Source organism: Hydrogenophaga intermedia (assembly GCF_023715105.1).
Classification (GTDB): domain Bacteria; phylum Pseudomonadota; class Gammaproteobacteria; order Burkholderiales; family Burkholderiaceae_C; genus Hydrogenophaga; species Hydrogenophaga intermedia_A.
The window spans coordinates 14,435-35,248 of record NZ_JAMBNO010000009.1 but is presented as its reverse complement, the minus strand read 5'-3'; the positions used below and the strand labels follow the sequence as shown (position 1 = coordinate 35,248).

At 66.3% G+C, this 20,814-nt stretch carries 17 protein-coding genes; 3 read left to right on the top strand and 14 right to left on the bottom strand.

Going from position 1 to position 20,814, the window contains the following annotated elements; translation table 11 throughout:
* Positions 1-7 precede the first annotated feature (7 nt).
* The 11 genes from M3149_RS09815 to M3149_RS09765 all read right to left on the bottom strand — a co-directional run bounded on the left by M3149_RS09815 (position 8) and on the right by M3149_RS09765 (position 14,767).
* Complete coding sequence (locus tag M3149_RS09815; RefSeq protein ID WP_251709126.1) at positions 8-4,789, bottom strand: glutamate synthase-related protein; 4,782 nt, start codon at positions 4,787-4,789, stop codon at positions 8-10.
* A gap of 143 nt (positions 4,790-4,932) precedes the next feature.
* On the bottom strand, positions 4,933-5,619 hold the full coding sequence (locus M3149_RS09810) for an REP-associated tyrosine transposase (protein WP_251709125.1): 687 nt from the start codon (positions 5,617-5,619) through the stop codon (positions 4,933-4,935).
* Positions 5,620-5,643: 24 nt separating this feature from the next.
* Positions 5,644-6,828, bottom strand: a complete 1,185-nt coding sequence (locus tag M3149_RS09805) for an MFS transporter (RefSeq protein WP_251709124.1) — start codon at positions 6,826-6,828, stop codon at positions 5,644-5,646.
* Complete coding sequence (locus tag M3149_RS09800) at positions 6,825-7,988, bottom strand: deoxyguanosinetriphosphate triphosphohydrolase (RefSeq protein WP_251709123.1); 1,164 nt, start codon at positions 7,986-7,988, stop codon at positions 6,825-6,827. The genes M3149_RS09805 and M3149_RS09800 overlap by 4 nt, the downstream gene beginning before the upstream one ends.
* Positions 7,985-9,112, bottom strand: a complete 1,128-nt coding sequence (aroB, locus tag M3149_RS09795; protein WP_251709122.1) for a 3-dehydroquinate synthase — start codon at positions 9,110-9,112, stop codon at positions 7,985-7,987. The genes M3149_RS09800 and aroB overlap by 4 nt, the downstream gene beginning before the upstream one ends.
* Before the next feature lie 36 nt (positions 9,113-9,148).
* Positions 9,149-9,706: a shikimate kinase gene (locus M3149_RS09790; protein ID WP_251709121.1), complete on the bottom strand. Its 558-nt coding sequence runs from the start codon at positions 9,704-9,706 to the stop codon at positions 9,149-9,151.
* Complete coding sequence (gene pilQ / locus M3149_RS09785; RefSeq protein ID WP_435370736.1) at positions 9,703-11,811, bottom strand: type IV pilus secretin PilQ; 2,109 nt, start codon at positions 11,809-11,811, stop codon at positions 9,703-9,705. The genes M3149_RS09790 and pilQ overlap by 4 nt, the downstream gene beginning before the upstream one ends.
* A 17-nt stretch (positions 11,812-11,828) precedes the next feature.
* Positions 11,829-12,371, bottom strand: a complete 543-nt coding sequence (locus M3149_RS09780) for a pilus assembly protein PilP (RefSeq protein WP_251709120.1) — start codon at positions 12,369-12,371, stop codon at positions 11,829-11,831.
* Positions 12,371-13,042: a type 4a pilus biogenesis protein PilO gene (locus M3149_RS09775; RefSeq protein WP_251709119.1), complete on the bottom strand. Its 672-nt coding sequence runs from the start codon at positions 13,040-13,042 to the stop codon at positions 12,371-12,373. The genes M3149_RS09780 and M3149_RS09775 overlap by 1 nt, the downstream gene beginning before the upstream one ends.
* A gap of 10 nt (positions 13,043-13,052) precedes the next feature.
* Complete coding sequence (locus tag M3149_RS09770; protein WP_251709118.1) at positions 13,053-13,691, bottom strand: PilN domain-containing protein; 639 nt, start codon at positions 13,689-13,691, stop codon at positions 13,053-13,055.
* Positions 13,688-14,767, bottom strand: coding sequence for a pilus assembly protein PilM (locus M3149_RS09765; RefSeq protein WP_251709117.1), 1,080 nt, complete (start codon positions 14,765-14,767; stop codon positions 13,688-13,690). Before M3149_RS09765 ends, M3149_RS09770 begins: the two co-directional genes overlap by 4 nt.
* 265 nt (positions 14,768-15,032) lie before the next feature.
* Here M3149_RS09765 and M3149_RS09760 point away from each other — a divergent pair, with 265 nt between their 5' ends.
* The gene (locus M3149_RS09760; protein ID WP_251709116.1) at positions 15,033-17,456 is read left to right on the top strand and encodes a penicillin-binding protein 1A; all 2,424 of its coding nucleotides are present in this window, start codon (positions 15,033-15,035) and stop codon (positions 17,454-17,456) included.
* Here the strand turns inward: M3149_RS09760 and cyaY are convergent.
* Positions 17,446-17,775, bottom strand: a complete 330-nt coding sequence (cyaY, locus tag M3149_RS09755; RefSeq protein ID WP_251709115.1) for an iron donor protein CyaY — start codon at positions 17,773-17,775, stop codon at positions 17,446-17,448. The genes M3149_RS09760 and cyaY overlap by 11 nt on opposite strands.
* A 12-nt stretch (positions 17,776-17,787) precedes the next feature.
* Between cyaY and lptM the strand changes: the two genes are divergently transcribed.
* Both lptM and lysA read left to right on the top strand, forming a co-directional pair.
* Positions 17,788-17,982 carry an LPS translocon maturation chaperone LptM gene (gene lptM, locus M3149_RS23170; RefSeq protein ID WP_353056810.1) on the top strand — a complete coding sequence of 65 codons (195 nt, stop codon included), beginning with the start codon at positions 17,788-17,790 and terminating at the stop codon, positions 17,980-17,982.
* The gene (gene lysA / locus M3149_RS09750; protein WP_251709114.1) at positions 17,945-19,210 is read left to right on the top strand and encodes a diaminopimelate decarboxylase; all 1,266 of its coding nucleotides are present in this window, start codon (positions 17,945-17,947) and stop codon (positions 19,208-19,210) included. The genes lptM and lysA overlap by 38 nt, the downstream gene beginning before the upstream one ends.
* Here lysA and M3149_RS09745 read toward each other — a convergent pair.
* Positions 19,180-19,818: a sulfite oxidase heme-binding subunit YedZ gene (locus M3149_RS09745; RefSeq protein WP_251709113.1), complete on the bottom strand. Its 639-nt coding sequence runs from the start codon at positions 19,816-19,818 to the stop codon at positions 19,180-19,182. The genes lysA and M3149_RS09745 overlap by 31 nt on opposite strands.
* Positions 19,818-20,807: a protein-methionine-sulfoxide reductase catalytic subunit MsrP gene (gene msrP, locus M3149_RS09740; protein WP_251709112.1), complete on the bottom strand. Its 990-nt coding sequence runs from the start codon at positions 20,805-20,807 to the stop codon at positions 19,818-19,820. The genes M3149_RS09745 and msrP overlap by 1 nt, the downstream gene beginning before the upstream one ends.
* Positions 20,808-20,814: the final 7 nt, after the last annotated feature.

The window sequence follows — 20,814 nt, the reverse complement described above, 5'->3', positions numbered from 1 at the left end:
CGTGGGCTTATTTGGCGGGCACCGTGCCGGCCTTCTTGGCCGAGCCTTTGGCCTTGGTGGTGGCCTCGGCCGCAGTACGACGGGCGTGGATCTCGCCCAGGGCGCGCTTGTACTCGGTCGGGAACACCTTCACGAACTTCGCGCGGGCCTGGGCCCAGTTGTCGAGCAGTTCGCGCGCGCGCTTGCTGCCGGTCCAGCGGTTGTGGTCTTCGAGCAACTTCTTGAGCTGCGCCTCGTCGGTCTGGCCGCGGTGCCAGGTGGCCACGTCGGTCGATGCCTCCTGCTCCTTGGCGGAGAGCACCGGCTCCAGCGCCACCATCGCGGTGTTGCAGCGCTGGGCGAACTGGCCGTCCTCGTCGTACACGTAGGCCACGCCGCCGCTCATGCCGGCGGCAAAGTTGCGGCCGGTCTTGCCGAGCACGACAACGGTGCCGCCGGTCATGTACTCACAACCGTGGTCACCCGTGCCTTCCACCACCGCGGTGGCGCCCGAGAGGCGCACCGCGAAGCGCTCACCGGCCACACCGGCAAAGAAGGCCTCGCCCGTGGTGGCCCCGTAGAGCACGGTGTTGCCGACGATGATGTTGCGCGCGGCATCGCCGCGGAAGTCGATGCTGGGGCGCACCACGACGCGCCCGCCCGAGAGGCCCTTGCCGGTGTAGTCGTTGGCGTCGCCAATCAGGTAGAGCGTGATGCCCTTGGCGAGGAACGCGCCAAACGACTGGCCGCCCGTGCCTTCGAGCTGGATGCGGATGCTGTCGTCGGGCAGGCCTTCGGGGTGGTGCTTGGTGAGCTCGCCCGAGAGCATGGCGCCCACGGAGCGGTTGACGTTGCGGGCCACCTCGATGAACTGCACGCGCTCGCCCTTCTCGATGGCAGGGCGGCACTTCTGGATCAACACCTGGTCGAGGGCTTTCTCCAGGCCGTGCTCCTGCGCCTCGGTGTGCAGGCGCGGCACGTCGGCCGGCACGGTGGGCATGGCGAGCAGGCGGCTGAAGTCCAGGCCGCGTGCTTTCCAGTGCGCGATGCCGGCGCGCATGTCGAGCAGGTCGGCACGGCCGATCAGCTCGTCGAACTTGCGCACGCCGAGCTGCGCCATCAGGTGACGCACCTCTTCGGCGATGAAGAAGAAGTAGTTGACGACGTGCTCGGGCTTGCCCGAGAACTTCTTGCGCAGCGCCGGGTCCTGCGTGGCCACGCCCACCGGGCAGGTGTTGAGGTGGCACTTGCGCATCATGATGCAGCCCTCGACCACCAGCGGCGCGGTGGCGAAGCCGAATTCGTCGGCACCGAGCAGCGCGCCGATCACCACGTCGCGGCCGGTCTTCATCTGGCCGTCGGCCTGCACGCGGATGCGGCTGCGCAGGCGGTTGAGCACCAGCGTCTGCTGCGTCTCGGCCAGGCCGATTTCCCACGGGCTGCCCGCGTGTTTGATGGACGACCAGGGCGAGGCGCCGGTGCCACCGTCGTGGCCGGCGATCACCACGTGGTCGGCCTTGCACTTGGCCACGCCCGCGGCGATGGTGCCCACGCCCACCTCGGACACCAGCTTGACGCTGATGCTGGCGTGCGGTGCCACGTTCTTCAGGTCGTGGATCAGCTGGGCCAGGTCTTCGATGGAGTAGATGTCGTGGTGCGGCGGCGGGCTGATGAGGCCCACGCCGGGCACGCTGTAGCGAAGCTTGCCGATGTAGTCTGACACCTTGCCGCCGGGCAGCTGGCCGCCCTCGCCGGGCTTGGCGCCCTGGGCCATCTTGATCTGCACCTGATCGGCGCTCTGCAGGTACTCGGCCGTGACGCCAAAGCGGCCCGAAGCCACCTGCTTGATCTTCGAGCGCAGGCTGTCGCCGTCTTCCAGCGGCAGGTCGACCTCGACGACGTCCTCGCCGATGATGGACTTGAGCGTCTCGCCCTTGGTGATCTTGATGCCCTTGAGCTCGTTGCGATAGCGGCGCTCGTCCTCGCCGCCCTCGCCGGTGTTGCTCTTGCCGCCGATGCGGTTCATGGCGACGGCCAGCGTGGCGTGCGCCTCGGTGGAGATGGAGCCGAGCGACATGGCGCCGGTGGCGAAACGCTTGACGATCTCCTTGGCGGGTTCGACTTCGTCGAGCGGCACGGCCTTGGCCGGATCGAGCTTGAATTCGAACAGACCGCGCAGCGTCATGTGGCGCCGGCTCTGGTCGTTGATGAGCTGGGCGTATTCCTTGTAGGTGTTCCAGCTGTTGGCGCGCGTGCTGTGCTGCAGCTTGGCGATGGCGTCGGGCGTCCACATGTGCTCTTCGCCGCGTGTGCGCCAGGCGTATTCGCCGCCGGCATCGAGCATGGAGGCCAGCACCGGGTCGTCGCCGAAGGCTGCCTTGTGCATGCGGATCGCCTCCTCGGCAATCTCGAACACACCGATGCCTTCGACGCGGCTGGCGGTGCCGGTGAAGTACTTGGCCACCGTGTCGCTGTTGAGGCCGATGGCCTCGAACAGCTGCGCGCCGCAGTACGACATGTAGGTGCTCACGCCCATCTTGGACATGATCTTGGACAGGCCCTTGCCGATCGCCTTGATGTAGTTGTAGATCGCCTTGTCGGCGCTCAGCGCACCCGGCATGTCCTTGTGGATGGCGGTCAGCGTCTCCAGGGCCAGGTAGGGATGCACGGCTTCGGCACCATAGCCCGCGAGCACGGCGAAGTGGTGCACCTCGCGCGCGGTGCCGGTCTCCACCACCAGGCCGGCGCTCGTGCGCAGGCCCTCGCGCACCAGATGCTGGTGAATGGCCGAGAGCGCCAGCAAGGCGGGAATGGCAACCTGCGCCGGACCGACGCCGCGGTCGCTCACGATCAGGATGTTCTTGCCGCCCTTGATGGCGTCCACCGCGGCAGCGCACAGCGAGGCGAGCTTGGCTTCCACGCCCTCACGGCCCCAGCTCACCGGGTAGGTGATGTCGAGCGTGACGCTGCGGAACTTGCCCTGCGTCACCGATTCGATGTTGCGCAGCTTGGCCATGTCGGTGAAGTCCAGCACCGGCTGGCTCACCTCCAGGCGCATCGGCGGGTTCACCTGGTTGATGTCGAGCAGGTTGGGCTTGGGACCGATGAAGGACACCAGCGACATCACGATCGCTTCGCGGATCGGGTCGATCGGCGGGTTCGTGACTTGCGCGAACAGCTGCTTGAAATAGTTGTACAGCGGCTTGTTCTTGTCCGACAGCACGGCCAGCGGGCTGTCGTTGCCCATGGAGCCGATGCCCTCCTCGCCGTTGGCGGCCATCGGGCTCATGAGGAACTTGATGTCTTCCTGCGTGTAGCCGAAGGCCTGTTGCAGGTCGAGCAGTTCGGGCGAGACGCGCTCGAAGCCGCCGGATTGCGGCTCGGTCTGCGCCACCGGCAGCTCCTGCGCGGCCTCACCGGCCACCGGGTGCTCGACGTCGTCGAGGCGAATGCGCAGGTTGTCGATCCACTGCTTGTAGGGCTTGCTGTTCGCAAGGCTGGCCTTGAGCTCCTCGTCGTCGATCATGCGGCCTTGTTCCAGGTCGATCAGGAACATCTTGCCGGGCTGCAGACGCCATTTGCGCACGATCTTGTTCTCGGGCACGGGCAGCACGCCGGACTCGGAGCCCATGATCACCAGATCGTCGTCGGTGATGCAGTAGCGCGAGGGGCGCAGGCCGTTGCGGTCGAGGGTGGCGCCGATCTGGCGGCCGTCGGTGAACACGATCGAGGCCGGGCCGTCCCAGGGCTCGAGCATGGCGGCGTGGTATTCATAGAACGCGCGACGGCGCGGGTCCATGAGCGTGTGTTGTTCCCACGGCTCCGGGATCATCATCATCACGGCCTGCGCCAGCGGGTAGCCGGCCATGGTGAGCAGTTCGAGGCAGTTGTCGAAGGTGGCGGTGTCGGACTGCGTGGGGAAGCTGATCGGGTAGAGCTTCTTGAGGTCGTCACCGAGCACGGGCGAGCTCATCACCCCCTCGCGCGCCTTCATCCAGTTGTAGTTGCCCTTGACGGTGTTGATCTCGCCGTTGTGCGCGACGTAGCGGTACGGGTGGGCCAGGGGCCACTCGGGGAAAGTGTTGGTGGAGAAGCGCTGGTGCACCAGGCCCAGGGCCGACACGCAACGCGGGTCCTGCAGATCCTTGAAGTAGGTGCCGACCTGATCGGCCAGCAGCAGGCCCTTGTAGACCACCGTGCGGCTGCTCATGCTCACCACGTAGTACTCCTTGGAGTGCGTGAGCTTCAGGCGCTGGATGGCCGCGCTGGCCGTCTTGCGGATCACGTAGAGCTTGCGCTCCAGCGCGTCCTGCACGATGACGTCGTTGCCACGGCCGATGAAGACCTGGCGGATGATGGGCTCTTTGGCGCGCACGGTGGGCGACATCGGCATGTCGGCGTTCACCGGCACGTCGCGCCAGCCCAGCAGCACCTGCCCTTCGGCGGCGATGGCACGCTCCATTTCCTGCTCGCAGGCCAGGCGGCTCGCGTGTTCCTTGGGCATGAAGATCATGCCCACACCGTATTCGCCCGCAGGCGGCAAGCTGACGCCCTGGGCCGCCATCTCGGCGCGATACAGCGCATCGGGCATCTGGATGAGCAGGCCCGCACCGTCGCCCATCAACTTGTCGGCGCCCACCGCGCCACGGTGGTCGAGGTTCTCGAGGATCTTGAGCGCCTGCGTGACGATGTTGTGGCTCTTCTCGCCCTTGATATGCGCCACGAAACCCACGCCGCACGCGTCGTGCTCGTTGGCGGGGTCGTACAGACCGTGTTGCTGGAGGTGCTGCTGCTCGCCAAACGTGCTCATGGCGTGGTCCTTCTCATCGTGGGGCAAAAACAAACCGGACCGCGAGCATATTGCATCGCACCATGCGCGCCAAGCATTTTAAATGGGGTCAGATTCTATTTTTACATCCAACATTCGAGGTCAATCGATTAATTAGGGACAGATCAAAGGGCGGGAGGTCGCCCACGCGCAGCACGGACCACGCGGCGATCGGTCGCGCGTTGCAGACTGCGCGCGAACTCATCGTCGCCAAGTGCCCAGCCGTGCAGCGTTGCGTCGACGATGCGGCGCTCCTGCTCGGTCGCCAGCCCCGCATGCACGAACTCGCGGTAGCTCGCCTCTCGCGCGAAAGGCGTGTTGCCCAGCGCCCAGTACACGGGATGGGGCGCGAGGTGGCGATCGGCCAGTTGCCCGATGTGGTGCCGGTGGCTCGACCACGCGTACTCGCGCGGATCGCTCACGAGCCCAGCACGCACAGGATTGAGCTCGATGTAGGCCATGCACGCCAGCAAGTACCGCTCGGTTTGCACCAGCGTGGACTTGTAGCGCCCTTCCCAGAGCGTGCCGGTGCGCCCGTGGCGGTTGTTGAACCGACGAACGTAGGCCCGCCCGACGGCCTGCATCATGCGCGGCACACCTTCGGCCGTGGTGGGGGTGAGCAGCAGGTGGAAATGGTTGTCCATGAGCACCCAGGCGTGCACCGCCACCTGGTTTGCGCGGGCGTGCTCGAACACCAGTGCCATCAGCTGCTGGCGATCGGCGTCGTCGACCACGATGGGTTGCCGGTTGTTGCCGCGCTGGATGACGTGGTGCGGGTAGCCGGGAACGGTGAGGCGGGGCAGGCGTGACATGACCGGGACAGGTGCTTTGGGCGATTATGGAAGCGCGCGGTCGATGCGCTGGGCCACCCAGAGGCCAAGGAGGCAGGCGCTGCCGGTGGCCAGCCAGCTCAGGTGCCAGCCACCGGCCTGCGTGGCCAGCCACGCCACCAGCGGTGGGCCTGCAAACTGGCCAAGTGCGGAGAGTTGCTGCATCCAGCCAACGGTGGTGGACACGGTGTCCTCTCCTGGCGCCAGGCGCACCGCCAGCCCGAACAGCGTGCCCGGGATCAAGCCGCCCACGGCCGAGAACGCCAGCACACCCAGGTACTGCAGCCAGAACGGGCCGTCCAGCGCGAATGCCAGCATGGCGCCGCCGGCCATGCTCAGGTAGGCCAGCCGCAGCACCACCAGCGGTCGCGCGCCATGCGCGATCCAGCGCCCGGCACCGATGTTGCCCGCCATGTTCACGGCCGCCGCGAGTGCACTGAGCAAGCCCGCCACAAGACCGCCCATGCCGCCCTGTGCCAGGATGGTCGGCAGAAAGCCGACGACCGCCAGCCATTGGCCGGAGTACAGCAGGAAGCCCAATGCCACGAGCCAGGGCCCTGGCGCCGACAGTGTGCGCCGCAGCCGCGGTCGCCAGGGCGCAGCCTGACCGGGTGCGCGCGGGTCGGGCGGCACAGAGGCCTGCAAACCCAGCGCCGCCAGCAACGACACCGCCGACAGACCCAGCCATACCACGCGCCAGCCCATGCTCTCGATCACCGGCGCTCCCACCAGCAAGGCCAGCGCGGTGCCCAACGGCATGTAGGCGCCCCACCAGCCCAGGGCGCGCGACAGCAGCCGAGGTGATTCGACGTGGCGACGGATGAGCGCGGGCGCGGGCAGCACCGCCAGCAGAAAACCCAGGCCCTCCAGCGCCCGCGAGGCCAGCAGCATTCCCGGTGAAGCCGCCAGCGCGCCCCAGGCGCTGCCCATCGCCAACCCCAGCAAGCCGACCAACATCACGCGACGGGGTCCGAATCGATCGGCCGACAGGCCGACGAAGACCCCGAGGCACATGCCTGCCAGTTGCACCAGCGACAGCAGGAAGCCTGCCTGCACGAGGCTGATGCCGAGGCCCGCCTGCAGCGCGGGCACCGCAGGCGGCAGCTTGCCGATGTGCAGCGCACAGGTAACGCCCACCGCGACCACCAGGGCCGCAGCGCGCTGCGGCGTGGGATGCGCCCGGACACTCATGGGAACACCGCAGCGCCGAACAGTCGCTCGTGCTCACGGATGGCGAAGCGGTCGGTCATGCCGGCGATGTAATCGGCCACCGCACGCGGCAACGCCGGAGCGCGCCCGTAGGCTTCGGGCAGTTGTGCCGGGTCAGCGAGATAGCCCTGGAACAGATCGTGCACCACCTGGCGGGCCCGGCCGGTGGTCTCCATCACCTGCGGATGGCGATACAGGTTGTGGAACAGAAAGGACTTGAGCGCGCTGCTGCGCTCGCGCATGCCGTCGGAGAAGCGCACGATGGGCGCGGCCGCACGCACGTCGTCCAGCGACCGAACACCGCTGGCGACCAGGCGCTGCTGGGTGGCCGCGATCACGTCGTACACCTGCTCGCTGAGCATGCGACGGATGCTCTCGAACAACAGACGCCGGCCGCGCAGCGACGGGTGCTGGGCGAGCGCCTCGCGGCGGAAGGCGTCGAACAGTTCCACGGCTTCGAGTTGCTCCAGGGTGAGCAGACCGGAGCGCACGCCGTCGTCGATGTCGTGCGCGTTATAGGCGATCTCATCGGCGAGGTTGCACAGCTGCGCTTCCAGTGACGGCGAGCCGCCCTGCAGAAAGCGCCGGGCAACCCCACCGGGCTCCTGCGATTCGATGCGCTCGGCATTGCGGCGCGAACAGTGCTTGAGGATGCCCTCGCGCGTTTCGAAGCACAGGTTGAGTCCGTCGAAGCTCGCGTAACGTTCTTCCAGCTCGTCCACCACGCGCAGGCTCTGCAGATTGTGCTCGAAGCCCCAGCCATCGGGCGCATGACCGTCGGCGGGCAACGCCTGCATGGCTTCGTTCAGCGCGTCCTGCCCGGCGTGGCCGAACGGTGTATGACCCAGGTCGTGCGCCAGGGCGATCGCTTCGACCAGGTCCTCGTTGAGTTGCAGGGAGCGGGCAATGCTGCGCCCGAGCTGCGCCACTTCGATCGAGTGCGTGAGGCGCGTGCGAAACAGGTCGCCCTCGTGGTTGAGGAACACCTGCGTCTTGTAGACCAGGCGACGAAAAGCCGTGGAGTGGATGACCCGATCGCGATCGCGCTGGAAGGCGGTGCGCGTGGGCGCCTCGGGCTCCGGGTGACGTCTCCCCCGGCTGCGCGAGGGATCGCAGGCGTAGGCGGTCAGGCCCGATGTCATGCGCCCTGACAGCTCTGGGCGATCACCTGGGCCACCACCGTGTCGGGCACCGCGCGAAGAACCGCCTTGCCCGGTCCATCGATGAGCACGAAGCGGATTTCGCCGCCTTCGGCCTTCTTGTCCAGCCGCATGAGCTCCAGGTACCGCTGCGTGTTGTTGTGCGCGTCCAGCACCGGCGCCACCACGGGCAGGCCCGCGCGCTCCACCAGTCGGCGAATCCGGTCCACCAGGGTGGCATCCACCAGGCCCACCGCTTGCGAGAGCCGAGCGGCCATCACCATCCCGCAGCCCACGGCCTCGCCATGCAGCCAGGCGCCGTAGCCCATGCCGGCTTCGATCGCGTGGCCGAAGGTGTGGCCGAAGTTGAGGATCGCACGCAATCCTGCCTCGCGTTCGTCGCTGGAGACGACAGCGGCCTTGATCTCGCAACTGCGCTGTACCGCGCGCGCCAGCGCATGGCCATCGAGCCGGCGCAGCGCATCGATGTTCGACTCGATCCAGTCGAAGAACGCCATGTCGGCGATGGGCCCGTACTTGATGATCTCGGCAAGGCCGGCGCTCAGTTCGCGCGTGGGCAGGCTGCGCAGGACATCGAGGTCGCAGAGCACGCGCAAGGGCTGGTGGAACGCGCCTACCATGTTCTTTCCGAGCGGGTGGTTGATGCCTGTCTTGCCACCCACCGAGGAATCCACCTGGGCCAGAAGCGTGGTGGGTACCTGCACGAAGGCAACGCCGCGCATGAAGCAGGCCGCGGCAAAGCCCGTCATGTCGCCCACCACACCGCCGCCCAGCGCGTAGAGCACGGTCTTGCGGTCGCAGCCCGCGGCCAGCAGCGCATCGAAGATCTTCTGCAGCGTGCCCCACTCCTTGTGGCGTTCGCCATCCGGCAAAACCACCGAGTGCACCTGCCGGTGCCGCGCCTGCAGCCGCGCCTGCAGGCGCGCCAGGTACAGGGGAGCCACGGTCTCGTTGGTGACGATCAGCGCGGACCCACCCTTCGGCAATCCTTCATAGGAAGCCGGGTCATCGATCAGCGACGCACCGATCAGGATGTTGTAGCTGCGATCACCCAGCTCTATCGGGACGCGCAGCGGAGCGTGTGCGGCAATGGCGGTGGACAACATGCCGCAAGTGTATGCCGCGACCGGGCATCGCCACGCTCAGGCGCTGTTCGCGTCCGTTGCGGGGCGGTGGGTCAAACCGGCCAGTTCGAGCTGCATGACGATCATGTTGACCAGCGTGGCCACGGACGGGCGTCCGGTATCGATGGTGAAATGCGCGGCCTGGGTATAAAGCGGGTGCCGCTGCGCGTGAAGCTCGCGCAGTTTCGCCATCGGGTCATCCACCTGCAGCAATGGGCGGTTGCGGTCATGCCGTACGCGGCGATACAACTCATCGGGCGACGATCGCAGGTAGACCACATGGCCGCGGCGGCGCATGCATTGCCGGTTCTCTGGCCGCAACACCGCGCCACCGCCCGTGGAGATCACGGAAGTCGGCCCCTGGCTGACCTCGTCGATGACGGCAGCCTCCAGATCGCGAAACGCCTGCTCACCCTCTTGTTCGAAGAAGGTCCGGATGCTGCAACCGATACGGGCCTCGATGGCCTGGTCCACATCGACAAAGGGCAAACCCAACCGCCGGGCCAGCTGGCGCCCGACGGTGGATTTGCCCGATCCCGGCAATCCGACGAGGAATACCGACGTCGCGAGACTCAATTGATGGCGGAGCGTCCGAGCACCCGTGGGGTGATGAAGATCAGCAACTCCGAGCGCTCGTCGATCATGTCGCGCGACTTGAACAGGTTGCCCACACCGGGCAGATCGCCCAGCAGCGGCACCTTGCGGATCTGGTTGCGCTCGGTGCGCTCGAAGATGCCACCGATCACGACCGTTCCACCGTTCTCGACCAGCACCTGCGTCTGAACGTGCTTGGTGTCGATGGCAATGCCATCGGCGGTGGTTTCGCCGCGGGTGTCCTTATTGACGTCGAGGTCGAGAATGATGTTGCCCTCGGGCGTGATCTGCGGCGTTACCTCAAGCTTGAGGTTGGCCTTGCGGAACGCGATGGCCGTTGCGCCACTGGATGTGGCCGTCTGGTACGGGAACTCGGTGCCTTGCTCGATGAGGGCCTTCACCTGGTCGGCCGTGACCACACGCGGACTCGACACCACGCGACCTTTGCCATCGGATTCCAGCGCAGAGATCTCAAGCGCCAGGAAGCGGGAAGCGCTGGGGCTGAAGAGCGAGAGCGCGTAGCTGGCTGCCTGCGCGTTGGCAGGCAACGCGGGCAGATTCACGAAGGGCGCCGAGGTCAGGGTGGGCGCCGTCGTCACCGCGGAATAGTTGCTGCCGAAGTTGCCACGGACGGGGTTGCCGTTGGCCGAGCCGGCGCTGAAGTCGCGGATGCCGCCCCCCAGCCGGACACCGATGGACTTGCCGAAGTCATCGTCGGCTTCCACGATGCGGGCCTCGATCAGCACCTGGCGGATCGGGATGTCGAGCTTGGTGATGAGCTCCTGAACCTGGGCCAGACGGGAGGGAATGTCGGTCACGAACAGCTGGTTCGTCCGCGGCTCGGCAATCACGCTGCCGCGCGGCGACAGGATCCGTGCAGTACTGGTGTTGCCTGCCCCCACCGCTCCCCCGACACCCCTCGACGTCAGTTGGGCCGCGATGCCAGCCGCCTTGGCGTAGTTCATCTGGAAGGACTGCGTGCGCACCTGCTCCAGGCTCTCCACCGAGGCACGCGCTTCCAGCTCCTGCTTTTCTCGCGCCGCAATTTCGTCCTTGGGCGCAATCCACAGCACATTGCCGGTTTTGCGCAGACCCAGGCCCTTGGCCTGCATGATGATGTCCAGCGCCTGGTCCCAGGGTACATCGCGCAAGCGCAGGGTCACCGAGCCGGAGACCGAGTCGGACGTCACCACGTTGAAGTTGGTGAAGTCGGCGATCACCTGCAACAAGGCCCGCACTTCGATGTTCTGGAAGTTCAGCGACAGCTTCTCGCCCGAGTAGCCCGGGCCTTGCGTCAGCTTGGAGGGGTCGATGCGTTGCTCGCGCACTTCCAGCACGAACTGGTTGTCGCTCTGATAGGCGGAATGTTCCCAGTTGCCGGTTGAAGCGACCACCATGCGCACCCGGTCACCGTTCTGCGTCGTGGTCACGGTACGCACCGGTGTGCCGAAATCGGTCACGTCGAGCCGGCGGCGCAGGCCCTCGGGCAAGGTGCTCTTGAGGAACTCGACCACCAGGCCGGTGCCCTCCTGCCGGATGTCGACGCCGACCTGATTGCTGGGCAGATCGACCACGACACGGCCGCTGCCGCCGGTACCGCGGCGGAAGTCGATGTCGCGCAGCGCGCCGACGTCCAGGTTGCGGCTCTCGGCGAACGGTGCCGGCGGGTTGGTTTGCGCGGTCACCGCCTCCGAGCGCTCGAGGATCACCAGCAGGCTGTTGCCCTCGATCCGCGTCTGATAGGCCGCAGCCTGCTTGAGGTTGACCACAACCCGGGTGCGATCGCCCGCCTGCACCACATTGGCCGAGCGAAGATTGCCCTCGTTGATGTCGACGGTGCTGCGGCCGATGGCGTTGGTCACACCGGGGAAATCCAGGGCGATGCGCGCGGGTGACTGGATGGAGAAGCCGGCCGGCAACGCCTTGAGCGGCTCACTCGTGGTGATGCGGATCACCTCGACGCCACCCTGGACACCGCCGGTGACCGCCTGAATGGCCACCTGCGCATGCGCCCACCAGGAGCTTGCCAACATGCAGGCTGCCACCCCCCCCTTGCACAGCTTGCGCCCCCAGGATGCGAAAGCCATGGTCTGCTCCGGGTTCTTCATTTAGCTTCCTCTACTAGCTGCAGCGCCGCCGGGCGCTCGATCCATTCGCCCGCGGCGTCCTGCACGATCTCGCGAAGAACCACCTCGGTCTCGGTAATGCGGGTCACGCGCCCGAAGTTCTGACCCAGGTAGTTGCCAGGACGCACCTGGTACAACAACCGGTCGACCCGGACCAACGCCACCAACTCCCCGCTTCGGTCCAGGCTGCCGACCATGGCCATGGCATCCAGGGGAAACGCTTCCAGCGGTTGACGACGACGAGCCAGTTCCGGCTCGATCAAGGCCGAACTGCTTGCCGTCGCCGTCTGCGTGCCACGCAGCAGACTGGCCAGCTTCTCGACGCTGAAGGGAGGTATCTCGCGCTCGACGCCGTATGGCTGCGGAACGAACCGCGTGGGCTCGGGAATCGGCTGCACCGACGGCTTGATCGCGTTGCGCTCCGACTGCATCCAGGCCTGGAGTTCGTCCTGACCCGAAGAGGTACAGCCCGCCACCATCAGGGCACACGCGCAAGCACACAGGGAGAAAGAGCGACTCATCACTTCTTGGCTCCTTGGGCCTTCTGTTGCGCCGCCACCTCTTCGGGGTCCAGGTAGCGATAGGTCTTGGCCGTGCCATCCATGACGAGGTAGCCTTCGCGCGAGGCAATCGGCGTCAGGCTGAGGTTGTTGAGCGTGACGATGCGGGACAGGTTGGCAATGTCACCCGCGAACAGGCCGATATCGTGATACGTACCGGTCACGCGAATGGTGATCGGCAGTTCGGCGTAGTACTCGCGCACCACCACCTGACCCGGACGGAACAGATCGAACTGCAGACTGCGGCCAAGGCCGGCCTGGTTGATGTCGGACAACAGGGCATCCATCTCGGCCTTGCCCGGCAGCTGTTTTTCCAGCTGCGTCACGTACTGCTGGACCTGTTCCAGTTGCTTGCGCAGCGCATCCAGGTTGACCGCCTGCACCAGCTTCTTCTGATAGGTCGTCCGCAGCTCCTGCTCCTTGGCCTTTTCGGCCACCAGTGTCTCATCGACGCCCTTCAGCCAGGCGAACCACAGCACCGCCACCACACCGACGCAGACCGCCAGGAACAGCAGGTTGCGGGGCAACCCGGGCCATTGCGAGGGATCGTTGGGGTCAAGACCGGTGAACTGCGCGCGCAGCTTGTCCTGCAGCGCCTTGGTGTCGATATTGAGGCCGGACCTCTTAGCCATCTCTGTCCTCTCAAACCTTGGCGGGCGCTGCAGCGGGCACGGCGGCAGCGGGCTTGGTACCCGCTGGTGCAGCGGTGGCCGCGGCCGCCTCGGGCTTGCGCAGCGTCACGCGCATGGTGAAGTTCGCGACCCGGCGCGCATCGCGCCCGCTGATCGGTGCGGTGGCAGACACGATCTCAACCAGCTCCGGGCGCGTGAGCGCACCGCGGTTGTTCGCCAGGCTGCGCAGCAGTTCGGAGACCCGCTCCTGCGACTGCGCGGTTCCGGTGAGCAGCACGGCCCCGCCGTCTTGCTTCATGGTGCGAAGGAACACGCCCTCGGGCAATTGCTGCACCAGTTCTTCCAGCAGGTACACCGGCAGATTGCGTCCGGCCTGAAGGTCTTCGACCGCCGTCTGGCGCGCGCGTAGCGACGCGATCTGCTGTTGCAGGGTGGCAATGTCCTTGATCTCGGCGTCCAGCTTGGCAATCTCGCGCGTGAGGAACCCGTTGCGCTCCTGCTGGGCAGAAATCTGGCCCTGGTACCAGGTGAACACCGCGCCACTGATGACGCCGCCGAGCATGGCCGAGAGCGCCAACTGGGTGAAGAATTGCTCCTTGCGGCGCTTGCGGGCCGCCTCGCGGTGGGGCAGCAGGTTGATGAGGATCATTGGTAGAACCTCCGCAGCGCCAGGCCGGTCGAGGTGAGGTAGGCCGGTGACTCACGCGAGATCTTGCGCGCCTGGATGCCGGGGCCGAGCTCCATGGCATCGAAGGGGTTGATCAGCATGCAGGCGAAAGACGTCTGGTGCGTGACCGCTTCGGTGAGCCCGAGCAATGCAGCACTGCCGCCTGCGAGCAGGATGTGGTCGATCTTGTTGTACGGCGTGCTGGTGAAGAAGAACTGCAGCGCGCGCCCGATCTCTTGCGACATGCTATCGATGAAAGGATCGAGCACGGCCGTCTGGTAATCCTCGGGCAGATCGCCGGAGCGCTTCTTGGCTTCGGCCTCGTCGGCCGAGAAGCCGTACTGACGGATGATCAACTGGGTCAGCTGGCTGCCGCCGAAGGCCTGATCGCGCTCGTACAACACTTCGTCGTTGCGAATGACCTGCAGACTGGTCGTCATGGAGCCGATCTCGAACAGCGCGACCAGCGCGTCCACGCCCTGGTTGGGCAGCGTTTCGATCACGCGGCCGGCTGCCAGCCGCGATGCATAGGACTCCACGTCCATCACCACCGGCTTGAGGCCGGCTGCCTCTGCGAGCCCTTGCCGGTCGGACACCTTTTCCTTGCGGGATGCGGCGATCAGCACCTCGACATCGCCCACCGACGTGCTGCTGGGTCCGACGACACAGAAATCGAGACTGACCTCGTCGAGCGAGAAAGGGATGTACTGGTTGGCCTCGGACTCGACCTGGGCTTCCAGTTCCTTGTCGGACATGCCGCCCGGCAGGATGATCTTCTTCGTGATCACCGCCGACGCCGGCAAGGCCAGGGCGACGTTCTTGGTCTTGCTGCCGCTCTTGCGCACCACACGGCGCACCGCGTCGGCGACTTCGTCGAACTTCTCGATGTTGCCGTCGGTGATCCAGCCGCGCTCCAGGGGCTCCATGGCGCAGCGCTCCAGCACGAATTCACCCGCGCGATTGCGACTGAGTTCCACCAGCTTGACGCTGGAAGAACTGACATCAATGCCCAGCAAGGGCGCCGGCTCCCGGCTGAATAGCGATCCCATTGAGATCAAGGTGGCCCCCAAATCGCGTGGCGCAAAGCCGCGCCATACTTAAGAATTCACTTCAATGCTAGCAGTAAGCCCATTGAGCGGCAAAGATTTTTTGCCTCATGCACAAATCGAAACGTTGTCAAAAGCCGACGCGACGTGAGGCCTGCGTGATGCATTGAACAAAAGCGCTTCGACCCCGTCACACCCGCCTCGGCACCGTCCTTCCAATTTCCCGACGCCCGGCATACCGACTCCTACAATGGCGGGCTACCCGCCACGAATCCGAATGACCCAAGACACCAAGCCTTCGAAAGGCACTCCTGCCAAGGCAGTATCTGCGGCGCCCCACACACTCACCCTCATCGGGCGCTTGGTGGTGGCTGCGGCCGGACTGGCGGCGGCGGGTGTTGCGGCGGTGTTGATTGCCGTCGGCATCGCGTTGGCGGTGGCCTATCCCAACCTGCCCGACGTCACCGGCCTTGCTGACTACCGCCCCAAGCTGCCGCTGCGCGTGCTCGCGGCCGACGGCCAACTCATCGGCGAGTTCGGCGAAGAGCGGCGCAACCTGCTCACGATCGACCAGATTCCCGACGTGATGAAGAACGCGGTGCTGGCGATCGAAGACGCCCGCTTCTTCGAACACAGCGGCGTCGATTACCGCGGCATGGTGCGCGCTGCGCTGGCCAACCTGCGCGAAGCCAAGAGTCAGGGAGCCTCCACCATCACCATGCAGGTGGCCCGAAACGTCTACCTGTCGGCCGAGAAGAGCTACACGCGCAAGATCTACGAAGTGCTGCTCACCTTCAAGCTCGAGCACCTGCTCACGAAGGAACAGATCCTCGAGATCTACATGAACCAGATCTTCCTGGGTCAGCGCGCTTACGGGTTCGCCTCGGCTTCGCAGATCTATTTCGGCAAACCCCTGCAGGACGTGACCATTGCCGAGGCCGCGCTGCTGGCCGGTCTGCCGCAGGCGCCTTCTGCCTACAACCCCGTGCGCAACCCCAAACGGGCCCAGGCACGCCAGCGCTACATCATCGACCGCATGGTCGAGAACGGCTTCATCACCGCCGAGCAGGCGGAACAGGCCAAGGCACAGCCGATCAAGCTGCGCCAACCGACCCGCGAGGACAACCTGCAGGCCGAGTACGCCGCCGAGATGGCGCGCCAGGCCATCGTCGCGCAATACGGTGAAGCGGCCTACACGCGCGGTCTGGTGGTGAGCACCACCATCGACCCGCGCGCGCAGCAGGCCGCCTACCGGGCTGTGCGCCAGGGTGTGCTCGACTACGAGCGGCGTCAGTTCTACCGCGGGCCGGAGCTGTTCATCACGTTGCCGGAGGATCCCCAGCAACGCGATGCCGCCATCGATGACGCGCTGGCAGAGCGCCCCGACAACGGCGACCTGCTGTCTGCTGTGGTGCTGGAAGTGAGCCCGCGGCGCGTGGTGGTCGTGCGTCAGGACGGCGAGCCGATCGAGATCACCGGTGAAGGCCTCAAGCCGGTGCAGTCAGGGCTGTCCGACAAGGCAGGCCCCAACATCAAGATCCGCCCCGGGGCCGTGGTGCGCATCGTCAAGGTGGACGAGAAGTCCTGGCGCATCACACAGTTGCCGGAGGTAGAGGCGGCATTCGTCGCCCTCGATCCGCGCAACGGTCGCATCGCCGCGCTGGTGGGCGGCTTCGACTTCAACAAGAGCAAGTTCAACCACGTCACGCAGGCCTGGCGCCAGCCCGGCTCGAGCTTCAAACCCTTTGTCTACTCGGCGGCGCTTGAGAAGGGCCTCACACCCATGACGGTGGTGAACGACGCCCCGCTGTTCTATTCCGCCAACGAGACCGGCGGCAAGCCGTGGGAGCCCAAGAACTACGACGGTCAGTTCGAGGGCCCGATGTCGGTACGCCGTGCGCTCGCCAAGTCGAAGAACATGGTGTCGATCCGCGTGCTGCAGCTGGTGGGCACGCAAAGCGCGCAGGACTGGGTCACGCGCTTCGGCTTCGAGGCCGACAAGCACCCACCCTTCCTCACGATGGCGTTGGGCGCAGGTTCGGTGACACCGCTTCAGATGGTCACCGGCTACGCCGTGTTCGCCAACGGCGGTCACCGGGTCGCTCCGGTGCTCATCACACGCGTCACCGACTCGCGCGGCCACGTCCTGTACGAAGCACCCCAGACCACGCTGGACAACGCACCGCGCGCCATCGAGCCGCGCAACGCCTTCATCATGAACAGCCTGCTGCAGGAGATCACCCGCTCGGGCACCGCAGCGCGCGCGCAGGCCATCCTCAAGCGCAATGACCTTTACGGCAAGACAGGCACCACCAACGACGCCGTCGATGCCTGGTTCGTTGGCTACCAGCCCACGCTGGCGGCCGCGGCCTGGGTGGGCTACGACACGCCGCGCAACCTGGGCAGTCGCGAGACGGGCGGCGGTCTGGCGCTGCCGATGTGGATTTCCTTCATGCAGGAGATGCTCAAGGACGTGCCCATCACCCCGATCACGACGGTGCCACCGGGTGTGATCAATGTCGGCGGCGAGTGGTACTACGAAGAGTTCGGTCCCGGCAATGGGGTGCACGGCATCGGCCTGGGCGACCCGTGGCCCGGCGCGCCCGCGGGCATGGAGGTGGACGCCAACGGTGTGCCGATCGCGGCACCGCTGCCCCAGGTGGAAGAGCGCCGCAGCATCCTGGACCTGTTCAGGAACTGAAGCGCAGCGGCTGGCCGGCCTGTTCGCTCGCGTAGCGGGTCAGGTTCTCGAAGAATTCGCCGTTGCCCTTGGTGTCCATCCAGACACGGCCATCGTGCTTGTAGTGAAAGCCGCCAGCGCGCGCGGCGAGCCACACCTCGTGCAAGGGTTTCTGCAGGTTGATGACGATCTGGCTGCGGTTGCGAAACGTCAGTGTGATCATGCCTCCCACGCGCTGGTTGTCGATGTCGGCGTCGCTCTCGTCATTGATACGGTCACACGTCAGTTCGATGGCGCGCAGCAGTGCCTCGGCGCGGTCCTGGTATTCGAGATCGGTCATTAGAATGCAGGAATGTTCGTCGGGTGGCTGCGCATTCTAGGTTCCGGCTTCGGCCCCGCTCGGGTCATGGCCTTGGCGTTGTTGCTGTCGTGCCTGGCCGCGTGCGGGCAGAAGGGCGCGCTCTACCTGCCGCCGCCCGCCTCCGATGCCCAACCCAAGCAGCCCGCCAATGCCCCTGCCCGCGCACCTGACACATCGCCACGGTGAACTCCATTTCGAGGACGTGTCCCTCGAACGCCTGGCCCGCGAACACGGCACCCCCCTCTTCGTGTACAGCCGCGCTGCCATGCTGCAGTCGCTGGCAGCCTACCAGCGCGGGCTGGCGGGCCGCTCGCACCTGATCTGCTATGCGATGAAGGCCAACTCCTCGCTGGCCATCCTGCAGACGTTGGTGAACGCCGGTTGCGGGCTCGACATCGTCTCGGGCGGCGAGCTCGAGCGCGCACTGGCTGCGGGCTGCGCGCCCGAGCGGATCGTGTTCTCGGGCGTCGGCAAGACGCGCGCCGAGATGCGCCGCGCACTTGACGCGGGCATCGGCTGCTTCAACGTCGAGAGCCGTGGCGAACTCGACGTGCTGGATGAGGTGGCGCGCTCGATGGGCCGGCGTGCGCGCGTGAGCATCCGCGTCAACCCCGATGTGGACGCGAAGACGCACCCCTACATCTCCACGGGCCTCAAGGACAACAAGTTCGGCATCGCCCATGGCGAGGTGCTGCTTACCTATCGCCACGCCGCCGCTTGCGCCGGCCTGGAGGTGGTCGGCATCGATTGCCACATCGGCTCCCAGATCACCGAGGCGGCGCCCTACCTCGACGCGATGGACCGCGTGCTCGATCTGGTCGCCGCGATCGAAGTCGACGGCCTGCGCCTGCACCACCTCGATTTCGGTGGCGGCCTGGGCATCGACTACAACGGCGACACGCCACCCGCCGCGGACACCCTGTGGCCGCGCCTGCTGGCCAAGCTGGATGCACGTGGCTACGGCGATCGCACCGTGATGATCGAGCCGGGCCGCTCGATCGTCGGCAACGCCGGTGTGTGCCTCACCGAGGTGCTCTACACCAAGCCCGGCGAACACAAGAATTTCCTGATCGTCGATGCGGCCATGAACGACCTGCCGCGACCCGCCATGTATGAGGCTTATCACCGCATCGAGCCCGTGCGTGCGCGCGAGAACGAGCGGCCGGCGGTGTGGGATGTCGTCGGCCCGGTCTGCGAAAGCGGCGACTGGCTCGGCCGTGAGCGTACGCTCGCGGTGCACCCGGGCGACTTGCTGGCGGTGCTGTCGGCAGGTGCCTACTGCATGAGCATGGCCAGCAACTACAACACCCGCGGCCGCGCCGCGGAGGTGCTGGTTGACGGCGCCCGTGCTACCTCGATCCGCCGCCGCGAGAGCCCGGCCGATCAGATGCGGCTGGAGATGCCGCTGGCCTGAGGTCGCAGGCGGCGCCACAGGCGCCAGCCCAGCAATGCGCCCAGGATGGCGGCGTACACCGCCACCTCGTTGAAATCGTTCTTGCCCGCGCGCATCCAGAAGAAGTGCAGCACGGCCAGCACGGCCACTGCGTACACCAGCCGGTGCAGCGCCTGCCAGCGCGGCGCGCCGAGCGCACGGATCACGCGGTTGAACGAGGTGGCTGCGAGCGCCAGCAACATCAGCCAGGCCAGCGTCCCCACCAATATGAACGGACGCTTGGGAATGTCGACCAGCACCGCTTGCCAGTCGAAGCCCATGTCGAACCAGACGTAGGCCACCCAGTGCATCGACGCGTAGAAAAACACGAACAAGCCCAGCATGCGACGAAAGCGCGCGAGAGCGGGCATGCCCAGCGTCGTGCGCAGTGGTGTCACCAACAACACCAGCACCAGGGCGCGCAAGGACCAGTCCCCCAGCCCTCGGATGAGCGCCTCGGCCGGGTTGGCACCCAGGCGGTCGGCCACGGCCGCCCACACCAGCCAGGCGAACGGCAGGAGCCAGACGGTGAACACCAGGGGCTTGGCCAGCGGGTGCAACAGTGCCCGCTGAACCACGGCGCGATTCATCAGTAGAACTTGCGCAGGTCCATGCCCGCGTAGAGCTGCCCCACCTGTGGCTCGTAGCCATTGAACTTCAGCGTCTGGCGGCGCTTGGCGAACAGACCGCCACCGTCCTCGCCGATGCGGCGCTCGGTCGCCTGGCTCCAGCGCGGGTGCGACACCTCGGGGTTCACGTTGGAATAGAAGCCGTACTCCTGCGGTGCCGACACATTCCAGGAAGTCTTGGGTTGGCTTTCGGTGAAGCGGATCTTCACGATCGACTTGCCGCTCTTGAAGCCGTACTTCCACGGCACCATCAGGCGCAGCGGCGCGCCGTTCTGGTTGGGCAGCACCTCACCGTACATGCCGAAGGCCAACAGGGTGAGCGGGTGCATGGCTTCGTCCATGCGCAGGCCTTCCACATAGGGCCAGTCGAGCACGTTGGAACGCAGGCCCGGCATCTGCTTGTCGTCGGCCAGGGTCACGAACTCGACGTACTTCGCGCTGCCCTGCGGCTCCACGCGCTTGATCAGTTCGGACACGGAGTAACCGACCCAGGGGATCACCATGGACCAGCCTTCCACGCAGCGCAGGCGGTAGATACGCTCCTCCATCGGGGCCAGCCTGAGCAGCGCGTCCAGGTCGAAGCGGCCGGGCTTGTTCACCAGCCCTTCGACTTCCACCGTCCATGGCCGGGGTTTGAGCGTCTTGGCGTAGCGCGCCGGATCGCTCTTGTCGGTGCCGAACTCGTAGAAGTTGTTGTAGGTGGTGGCGTCCTCGTAACTCGCGGGCTTTTCCACCGTGCTGGCCCCGGCCACCGCGCTGGGGCGGCCCGTGAGCGGAGCCAGCTTGCCCGGGCGCTGCGCGCCTTGCGCATGGGCGTCGCGCGCAGCCCAGGCAGCGCCTGCCGCCGCCGCGGCCAACAGCCACTGCCGGCGCTGCAGATAGGCTGTACGCGGCGTGATCTCGCTGCTGTGCGGGTGGATGAAACCGTCCTGGCCGGTGCGGATGATCATGGCAGTC

Coding starts and splice junctions, on each gene's coding strand:
- M3149_RS09815 (WP_251709126.1), bottom strand. CDS start 4,789: ATGAGCACGTTTGGCGAGCAGCAGCACCTCCAGCAACACGGTCTGTAC.
- M3149_RS09810 (WP_251709125.1), bottom strand. CDS start 5,619: ATGTCACGCCTGCCCCGCCTCACCGTTCCCGGCTACCCGCACCACGTC.
- M3149_RS09805 (WP_251709124.1), bottom strand. CDS start 6,828: ATGAGTGTCCGGGCGCATCCCACGCCGCAGCGCGCTGCGGCCCTGGTG.
- M3149_RS09800 (WP_251709123.1), bottom strand. CDS start 7,988: ATGACATCGGGCCTGACCGCCTACGCCTGCGATCCCTCGCGCAGCCGG.
- aroB (WP_251709122.1), bottom strand. CDS start 9,112: ATGTTGTCCACCGCCATTGCCGCACACGCTCCGCTGCGCGTCCCGATA.
- pilQ (WP_435370736.1), bottom strand. CDS start 11,811: ATGGCTTTCGCATCCTGGGGGCGCAAGCTGTGCAAGGGGGGGGTGGCA.
- M3149_RS09780 (WP_251709120.1), bottom strand. CDS start 12,371: ATGAGTCGCTCTTTCTCCCTGTGTGCTTGCGCGTGTGCCCTGATGGTG.
- M3149_RS09775 (WP_251709119.1), bottom strand. CDS start 13,042: ATGGCTAAGAGGTCCGGCCTCAATATCGACACCAAGGCGCTGCAGGAC.
- M3149_RS09770 (WP_251709118.1), bottom strand. CDS start 13,691: ATGATCCTCATCAACCTGCTGCCCCACCGCGAGGCGGCCCGCAAGCGC.
- M3149_RS09760 (WP_251709116.1), top strand. CDS start 15,033: ATGACCCAAGACACCAAGCCTTCGAAAGGCACTCCTGCCAAGGCAGTA.
- cyaY (WP_251709115.1), bottom strand. CDS start 17,775: ATGACCGATCTCGAATACCAGGACCGCGCCGAGGCACTGCTGCGCGCC.
- lptM (WP_353056810.1), top strand. CDS start 17,788: ATGTTCGTCGGGTGGCTGCGCATTCTAGGTTCCGGCTTCGGCCCCGCT.
- lysA (WP_251709114.1), top strand. CDS start 17,945: ATGCCCCTGCCCGCGCACCTGACACATCGCCACGGTGAACTCCATTTC.
- M3149_RS09745 (WP_251709113.1), bottom strand. CDS start 19,818: ATGAATCGCGCCGTGGTTCAGCGGGCACTGTTGCACCCGCTGGCCAAG.
- msrP (WP_251709112.1), bottom strand. CDS start 20,807: ATGATCATCCGCACCGGCCAGGACGGTTTCATCCACCCGCACAGCAGC.